The organism is Mammaliicoccus sp. B-M6 (assembly GCF_022386965.1).
Taxonomy (GTDB): domain Bacteria; phylum Bacillota; class Bacilli; order Staphylococcales; family Staphylococcaceae; genus Mammaliicoccus; species Mammaliicoccus sciuri_A.
In genome coordinates, this window is sequence record NZ_JAJNHJ010000066.1 from 1 (window position 1) to 2218 (window position 2218).

The 2218-nt window shown below is 34.1% G+C and carries 2 protein-coding genes; both read left to right on the forward strand.

All coding sequences use genetic code 11. The annotated features are described in order from the left end of the window. Nucleotides 1-861: UTP--glucose-1-phosphate uridylyltransferase GalU (gene galU, locus LQ693_RS13275; protein ID WP_204187366.1), on the forward strand; the 861-nt coding region annotated here is incomplete at its 5' end. 17 nt (nt 862-878) lie between these two features. Then, nucleotides 879-2218, forward strand: a 1340-nt coding sequence (locus tag LQ693_RS13280) for a phospho-sugar mutase (RefSeq protein ID WP_239703264.1), incomplete at its 3' end; no start/stop codon positions are given.

Below are 2218 nucleotides of genomic sequence, written 5' to 3' on the forward strand. Positions count from 1 at the left end.
AAAATAAAAAAAGCAATTATACCTGCTGCAGGTTTAGGAACAAGATTTTTACCTGCTACAAAAGCGATGCCTAAAGAAATGTTACCAATATTAGATAAACCAACAATTCAATATATTGTAGAAGAAGCGTCACGTGCTGGAATTGAAGATATTATCATTGTAACTGGTAAACATAAACGCGCAATTGAAGATCATTTCGATATTCAAAAGGAACTTGAAACAACTTTATATGAAAAAGGAAAACTTGAATTACTTGATAAAGTTCAATATTCAACAGAATTAGCGAATATTTTCTATGTTAGACAGAAGGAACAAAAAGGATTAGGACATGCAATTCACACAGCGAAGCAATTTATTGGAAATGAACCTTTCGCAGTATTGTTAGGTGATGACATTGTTGAATCGGATAATCCAGCTATTAAACAATTAATGGAACAATATGAAGCAACAGGGAAATCAGTAATTGGTGTACAAACGGTACCTGAATCAGAAACACATCGTTATGGCATCATTGACCCGAATTCACAAGATGGTCGTTTATACGAAGTGAATCGTTTTGTGGAGAAACCTGAACAAGGAACTGCACCATCAAATCTAGCGATTATGGGTAGATACGTTTTATCTCCTGAAATCTTTGATTATCTTGAGAATCAAACTGAAGGTAGTGGCGGAGAAATTCAATTAACAGATGCGATCGAACGTTTAAATAAAGATGATAAAGTTTACGCGTATGATTTTGAAGGACAACGCTATGATGTCGGAGAAAAAATTGGATTTGTGAAGACGACGATAGAGTACGCATTGAAAGATGAAGAAATGCGTGATGAAATTAAACGCTATATTCAAACATTAGATATTTAAGTAAAGGAGCTAGAACTTTGAGAGCACAATGGGAAGAAAGAATATCTGAAAGCTTAGTTGAACAGTTTCATAATGTTCAAACAGAAGAAGAAGTAGCAGCTGGATTTACAGATGTCTTATCATTTGGAACAGCTGGTATTAGAAGTACCTTCGGTATAGGACCAGGTAGATTGAATAAATTCACGATTCAAAAGTTTGCGCTAGGTTTAGCTAAATATTTAACGTATATTTCAAATACGCCTAAAATCGTGATTCATTTTGATACACGTCATTTATCTAAAGAATTTGCGATAGAAATCGCGAAAGTATTAGGTACCAATGGTATTGAAGTTATCTTGCCAGAAACATACAAATCAACACCAGAACTGTCATTCGCAGTACGACACTTGAAAACAACTGCGGGTATTATGATTACGGCAAGCCATAACCCTAAGAATTATAACGGAATTAAAGTATATGGTTCAGATGGTGGCCAGTTATTAACAGAGCCTTCATTAGAATTAAGCCGTTATATTGATACAGTAGAAGACCCATTAAATATACAAACAGACGACTTTGAAGCGTTACAAGAACGCGAACTGATCTTACCATTTAAAGATGAAACAACTAAAGCTTATAAAGCAGCGGTTAAAAATCTTGTTGGTTCATTTGAATCAGCTGAAACAAAAACAATTTTAACAAGTTTACATGGCACAAGTCTGCCTTTATTGTCTGATGTGCTTGAAGATTTGTCATATACAAACTATGTTGTTGAAGAAAAACAATCTACACCTAACGGTGATTTTCCAACAGTGCGTATAGCCAATCCAGAAGAATCAGATACATTTGATTTAAGTAAACAATTAGCTGAGAAAGAACAGGCGCAACTCATTATCGCAACTGATCCAGATGCTGACAGAATCGGTATTGTTGAACGTTATGAAGATGGGACAACAAGATATTTCAATGGTAATGAGATTGGACTATTACTCATTAAACTAAGACATGCGCAATTAACAAGTGATGCACATAAATACATGATTAAATCTGTCGTAACAGGTGCTTTAAGTGAAAAATTAGCACAATCATTGAACATTGAAGTTATCAATGTGTTAACAGGTTTCAAATACATCTCAGAACAATTAAAGCAATTAGAAGAAAAACAATCACAACTAGTCTTAGCTTTCGAAGAAAGCCATGGTTATTTAGTAGAAGACTTCTCAAGAGATAAAGATGCGATACAAACAGCAGCACTATTGATTAAATATAAAGAACAACTTTCACAAGATAATCAAACTTTCAAAGATGTTTTAGACAATATTTATCAAGAACTAGGTCAATATAAAGATAAGACACTCTCACCAACATTTGCAGGTGC